A 6,352-nucleotide genomic window follows, 5' to 3' on the forward strand; every position below is an offset into this window, starting at 1 on the left:
CCCGAGGGCATTACGCTTTCAAACTTTTCTTTGAAATTGTTCTTCATTTGTAAGTTAATCAATTCGCTTTGCATAAATAATGTATCGATCAGGTGCTGCCCCCACAAAATTGAAGGGATAGCAAGTTGATAAAGTTAAAATTTCATTTGGCGCTGTTGAACGAATAACCGTGCGATCATCGGCATCAACGATTTCTGCTTCATACATGACATAAGTAAAAGTCCCATACGGCATCTTCACCATAAATTCATCGCCATTCTCTAATTCTCCAAAACCACGAAATACGGTATCGCGATGTCCTGATAAGAGAATCTGATCATTCTGGTCAGGAAGAGCCGTCGATGTATAATGTCCAACCCCTCTGCTTAATTCTTCTTCATCTGTGCCAGAGATAATAGGGATTTCCTTATCAAATCGGGGGATGTATAAAGAACCAATCACGTCGCCACTTTCTATATTCATCATTTCAGCACTCGTGACTTGAGCGGTAGTATCTTCAAGAATTTGTTTAGCTTCTGCCAAAGATTCATGTTGTTTCGTATATGTCTGATATAGTTCAAACCCTCCAAATGATAAAAAACCAACTCCAAGAAGGATCATAATCCGAGCAACGATTTTCATTATACATACTCCTTTATGGTTTATCCCTATTAATCAATCATTCATATACCAAACAGTTTAACATAAATTACTAGCTGCAATGATCAAGAATTAAGCGAGGATGAAGAGGAAAGAACAGTAGACAACATAACTAGTTCAATTAAGAGAGAAACTAATAAATATGTTCACAGCAACAAAGCGCATTACTCAAATGCGCTTTGTTGCTGTGATTCTCACCTTATTTCAACTAATTGTTTATTCTTATTAACGAAAGTTATTTATATTGTATATCATCTCTTAATGAAGCGACTTTCGTTAACGCTGTATCTATATCTGCCTCGCTCACTCCATAATGGGCAAGAGCATGATGAAGGTGTTTGGCAATAGCATCAAAATGGGCTGGCTGTATGTTCATCCCCTCGTGTGCTTTTGCCATTGACATCCCTGAATATTGATTAGGTCCACCTAAAGCAAAACTGATAAATTTAGTCTGATGGCGACGTTGTTTATCCATATCAGTATGTTTAAAGAAATGATTAACGGTTTCATCTTTTAAAACCAATTCAGAGTAGAAATAGTCCACAACTTTTGCAATGGCCTCTTCTCCCCCCACTTTTTCGTATAGTGTTTGTTCCATAGATACACACCCCTATTTTGTTATTTAGTATTATTTTCCACTATTTCTTTAGTTCTTATCCCTATTTTGCAAAATCATTTTTACACACTTCCTTTTCCTCCTAAACAATTAATGATAGCAAAAATAGAGATGAAACAAGATGTCATGTAAAGGCCTCTGTTCTTCCTAATTCATTAGTGTTTCCATTTCTCTAAAATTACGCATTCTTCCATACAGACGAGTACTTCTTTTTATACTTACCATCTTCTTCTTTATTGATTAGTTCTAAAGCAAGGTGTTTGATTTCTTCATCTTTTAAATGGTCATATAAATACCTCAGACCTTGAATGAGATCAAAACGAATCAATGTGTAATTCTTTTCATCTTCACAATGAATAAACCGGTCTTTCAATTTATCTACAACCATCTCTTTTTGCTCTGTACCTGCTAATCCCACTTTCCAGGTGGATTGCAAACTATGTCTAGCTGTCACGAATTTCTGATCTTTTGTTACTTCCCAAATAGCCGTAAAGTCGTTTAATATTCGTTTCTCTGGATCACTTTTTGCCAAACCACAAAGAAACTGGGCAGCCCTTGATCTTCGATGAGGATCGGCATTTGTTAAATCCTTCATAAGTTGCTCCCAAACGTCGTATGCCCAGTCTACCTTTTCATCTATTGCTGACATAATTTTTTCATACGCCTCATATTGTAGATCTTTATCTTTAGATTGTAGGTTTTCAAAATAGGACTTTATCGAGAGATTCATTAGTTGTTACTCCTCTTGTTCAGTTGTAAGTTTTATGGTTCATTTTTATTATTTTAACCTTTAGCTATTCCTTAATCACGTGATACAAGTGAACCATCTCTTCTCTAGTTAAGATCATCGGCACCGGATAGAGGGGATTCGCCTCTTTCAATGCACGTTCAGCTAGTACTGGAATGTCATGTTCAAGAATACCACTGACTTTTGTAGGAATCTCCATATCTTCATTTAATTTCTCGATGGCATGAATGAACTTATTGGCTTTCTCTTCAGCTGTTTCATGCGATTCACTGATTCCAACCAAATCAGCTAACTCCGCCAAAGACAGATGCACAGATTTCCCATAATATTTAAGGACAAACGGCATAATAACTGCGTTAGCTAACCCATGAGGGACGGAATAATATCCTCCTAACGTATGGGCAATCGCATGTATATTGCCCACATATGCACGAGTGAATGCGACTCCCGCTAAGTATGAAGCCTGTTGCATGTTCGTACGAGCATGAATATTCGTACCATCAGAATAGGCTGTATACAGATTTTCAAAGATTAATTTGATCGCCTCTCTACAATACTGCCTTGTCTCTTTAGTGTTGCTTCTTCCAATATAGGCCTCAATTGCATGTGTGAGTGCATCCATTCCTGTTGTAGCTGTAATGTGTTTAGGTAAGTTCACCGTCAGCAAAGGATCCAGTACAGCTATATGTGGAATGAGAACGGGATCAACAATGACGAATTTTTCTTTTGTCTTCCTATTTGAGATGACCGCTGCCACCGTCGCTTCACTCCCTGTACCAGATGTCGTAGGCACAGCTATTAACAAAGGGATCTCTTTTCTAACCTTTAATTCGCCCTTCATTTGAGCGATCGTTTTTTTAGGCCTTGCCACACGTGCCCCTACTCCCTTTGCACAATCCATTGGTGAACCACCACCAAAAGCGATGATTCCCTGACATTCGTTTAAATGAAACAATTCTAATGCTTCTTCAATGTTATCAATCGTTGGATTTGGCACCGTTTGATCATAAATAACATAAGCAATTCTGTTAGCTTCTAAACCTTTAAGAAGAAGATCCAGCAAACCAAGTGTTACAATTCCCTTGTCTGTTACAATCAACACACTCTGAATTTTTTTGCTTCTTATCAGCTCAGGCAGTGTTCCCAAGCTCCCTTCTCCCTTTATCACCTCAGGTTCGCGCCAAGGTAAGAAAAGTGAAGTGACTCTAAAAGCTTGTTGGTATAGTCGACAATACGCTTTGTACATTTAGTTTCCTCCCTATTAGTTAGATTACAATCACCTTAAACGGGGGTTGCTTTGAAGGGAAAAGAAAAAAGCTCGACTTACCGGACATTGGAACCGGTATTCAGTTGAAAGCCATTCATGTATAATTTCTTAGGACAAAAGATAGGTTCAAATCATTAGATTTCACTGTCCATGTATAGTTTAACGAACCGAGTTTCCCGTCACACAAAAGACTCTCCAATTCAATTCGTCTTCGAGCCTACTAACCAAGTAATATGCCTATTATCCTTATTTTAGTTGCAACCTATAAATTCGATTCCATGATTATTTCCTCCTCTTTAACCTCTTACATCTTATTAATAGAAAATATTATTTAAACATATGCCATTTAGCACCGATGACCCTAAAACTAGGTTACCCTTACTACCATATTATTTTAAGAACAACGCAAAAACTTGAACAATGACATTGAGCAAATTTTCTCATTTATTTACTTATTGGTAGAGCGAATGAAAAGTTGCGTCTAGAAAGAGAAGTGGAAAACTTATGGTTCTGGTGCAAAAACCACTCGCTAGAAACATAGAGTGTCCGTTTCCTTTAAAATACTAGCTTATGAAGCTAACCCAAACAGTTTATGGATGACTTCTTTTTGATTTTTGGCAGACTTCACCCCTTGGTGAACCTGCTTCTTTTTAATCATATGCATGGCTTCTACGCCACTCAGTATGTAAGTAGCTGTACGAAATGATTTCAATCCTAACATCGAACGAACTCGCTTCTTTATAAAACGATGATCCTGTTCCACAATATTATTGAGATATTTAACTTGCCTTATTTGTATGCCTTCAGGCATACGTTTCTCTTCTTTTAACTCTTGAATCGCTACAGGATAGGCTGGGTTTTTGTCCACAGTTATGACACGAGGTTTACAAATATGAGAAGCAGCCAAGGCTTTCTTGTTTCAAATGCCCTACCTTGGCAAAGCTACTTCCTGAAGCCCATGCTACTGACCCTGCAAGTGCCCAGCCCTTCTTAGGGCTGCCAATTTACAATAAAAGGATTTTCAAGAGTCTTTAAAGAATATGATAAGGAACAACTTAAGGAGGGGAGAAAGTACTTACATTCTCGGTTTAATAGTTAAACATATTTTTAGAGGAGGCGGATCTATGAAACAGAGAAATTGGACTAGAATAGTTTCATTATTTACTATCTTTTGTTTGTTGTTAACGATTAATCCGTTTATTACTACTGCGAAAAACTATGACCAAGATATTCAATCTGTAGACACGGGTACGGATGGTATGGTTTCCACTTCTCACCCCATCGCATCCCAAATAGGTGCAGATATACTTAATAAAGGCGGAAACGCGGTTGACGCTGCGGTTGCCATTCAGTATGCATTAAACGTTGTAGAGCCGATGATGTCAGGAATTGGCGGTGGCAGTTTTATGATGGTTTATGATGCTGATGAAGATGACATAACGATTATAAATAGTCGAGAAAGAGCACCTGCAGGAGCAACGGCGGATATGTTCCTGAATGAGAGTGGAGGTATTATTCCGTTTCAAGAAAGGGTACGACACGGCAACTCTGTTGGTGTTCCAGGAACACTGAAAGGTCTTGAAGAAGCACTTGATCGATGGGGCTCAAGATCACGTCAGCAACTGATTACTCCTGCTATTCAGCTTGCGGAAAATGGCTTTAAGGTGGATGGACAGCTTGCCTCGTTTATTGTGAGTAATGCAGAAAAGCTATCCGCAACAGCCGCGGGAGATGTATTTTTGCCAGGAGGCGAGCCTGTAAAAGAAGGAGAATTACTCGTACAGTCCGATTTAGCAAATACACTTAAAAAGATCCGTAAACATGGAACTGACGCGCTTTACCACGGTGAGATTGCCGTTGCAATTGCAGAAGTTGTACAAGACTTCGGTGGAAGCATGACGGCAGAGGATCTTGCTAATTATAATCTGTCAGTTAATAAACCAGTATATGGAAATTATAAAGATTACCGCATTGCAAGTATGCCGCCACCAAGTTCAGGTGGAACGTTCCTCATTCAAATGCTGAAAATATTAGAAGACTTTGATTTGGGACAGTATGATGTGCGTTCTTTTGAAAAATATCACTTACTCGCTGAAACGATGAGATTAGCTTATGCAGACAGAGCGGCATTCGCAGCTGATCCTGAATTTGTGGATGTACCAGTTAACGGACTTCTTCATCCGGATTATATTGAAGAAAGAAGGTCACTGATTTCCCTTGATTCCAGAATGGACGAGACACCACCGGGAGATGCCTGGAGTTATGAAGAGGGAGCTGCAGACTATGACGTAGAAGCTGCGGAACATGATGCAGATGAACAACCAGGAGAAACTACTCACTTTACGGTTGCTGATAGATGGGGAAATGTTGTATCTAACACTAGTACGATTGAGCAAGTTTTCGGTTCTGGTATTATGGTTCCGGGACACGGATTCATGCTTAATAATGAATTAACCGACTTTGATGCTAGACCCGGCGGAGCAAATGAAGTGGAGCCGGGCAAACGTCCGTTAAGTAGTATGACTCCAACGATGGTTCTTGATGAAGAAGGGAAGCCAGTATTGACGCTCGGTTCTCCAGGGGGACCAAGAATTATCACAGCTGTACTTCAAGTGTTTCTGAATATTACCGATTACGGGATGGATCTAGAAGAAGCAGTGAAGGAACCGCGTATTTATAATACACACACTACACAAATGTGGTGGGAAGAAGGAATACCAGAAGATATGCGGGCACAAATGACCGACATCGGGCACTCTCTGCAAACGAATCCTAACTCTGTAGGAAACGTGCAAACCATTTTAATCGATTATGAAACGAGCCAATTTTATGGGGTTGCCGATGAACGAAGAGAAGGAGCTGCTATTGGTATTAATCGACCTGGAAACAGCTCAGGAAAAGACCAAGGAAAAAATTAATTAGTGAATAAAAACAGAGCCGGTTCCTTGGTAGTTACCCCTAAAAGTTAGAGTTTATATTATGCAGCTGTTTGGCTGGTTTGTGTCCGGTATTCGACTGGACTTAAACCAGCCAATTTTTCTTTTGATCGTTCATGGTTGTACCAGTAGATATATTTTTCAAT

The 6,352-nt window shown here is 39.3% G+C and carries 6 protein-coding genes and 1 pseudogene; 1 reads left to right on the forward strand and 6 read right to left on the reverse strand.

Going from position 1 to position 6,352, the window contains the following annotated elements; all coding sequences use genetic code 11:
- Window positions 1–54: 54 nt before the first annotated feature.
- The 5 genes and pseudogenes from PQ474_RS21770 to PQ474_RS21790 form a co-directional block, all read right to left on the reverse strand.
- On the reverse strand, window positions 55–621 hold the full coding sequence (locus PQ474_RS21770; protein ID WP_273847706.1) for a class D sortase: 567 nt from the start codon (window positions 619–621) through the stop codon (window positions 55–57).
- A gap of 253 nt (window positions 622–874) precedes the next feature.
- Entirely contained in the window at window positions 875–1,237 is a 363-nt protein-coding gene (locus PQ474_RS21775; protein ID WP_273847707.1) for a group I truncated hemoglobin, read from the reverse strand.
- Window positions 1,238–1,433: 196 nt separating this feature from the next.
- Complete coding sequence (locus PQ474_RS21780; protein WP_273847708.1) at window positions 1,434–1,985, reverse strand: hypothetical protein; 552 nt, start codon at window positions 1,983–1,985, stop codon at window positions 1,434–1,436.
- Window positions 1,986–2,049: 64 nt separating this feature from the next.
- Window positions 2,050–3,249, reverse strand: coding sequence for an iron-containing alcohol dehydrogenase (locus tag PQ474_RS21785; RefSeq protein WP_273847709.1), 1,200 nt, complete (start codon window positions 3,247–3,249; stop codon window positions 2,050–2,052).
- Between the two features lie 589 nt (window positions 3,250–3,838).
- Window positions 3,839–4,186, reverse strand: a pseudogene (locus PQ474_RS21790) (DDE-type integrase/transposase/recombinase); the annotation flags it as partial.
- Window positions 4,187–4,394: 208 nt separating this feature from the next.
- Here PQ474_RS21790 and ggt point away from each other — a divergent pair.
- On the forward strand, window positions 4,395–6,188 hold the full coding sequence (gene ggt, locus PQ474_RS21795; protein WP_273847710.1) for a gamma-glutamyltransferase: 1,794 nt from the start codon (window positions 4,395–4,397) through the stop codon (window positions 6,186–6,188).
- 59 nt (window positions 6,189–6,247) lie between these two features.
- Here the strand turns inward: ggt and PQ474_RS21800 are convergent.
- On the reverse strand, window positions 6,248–6,352 hold a 105-nt coding region (locus PQ474_RS21800; RefSeq protein ID WP_273847712.1), incomplete at its 5' end, for an IS3 family transposase.

The sequence above is a fragment of the Halalkalibacter alkalisediminis genome, from assembly GCF_028610705.1.
Lineage (GTDB): Bacteria > Bacillota > Bacilli > Bacillales > Bacillaceae_D > Halalkalibacter > Halalkalibacter alkalisediminis.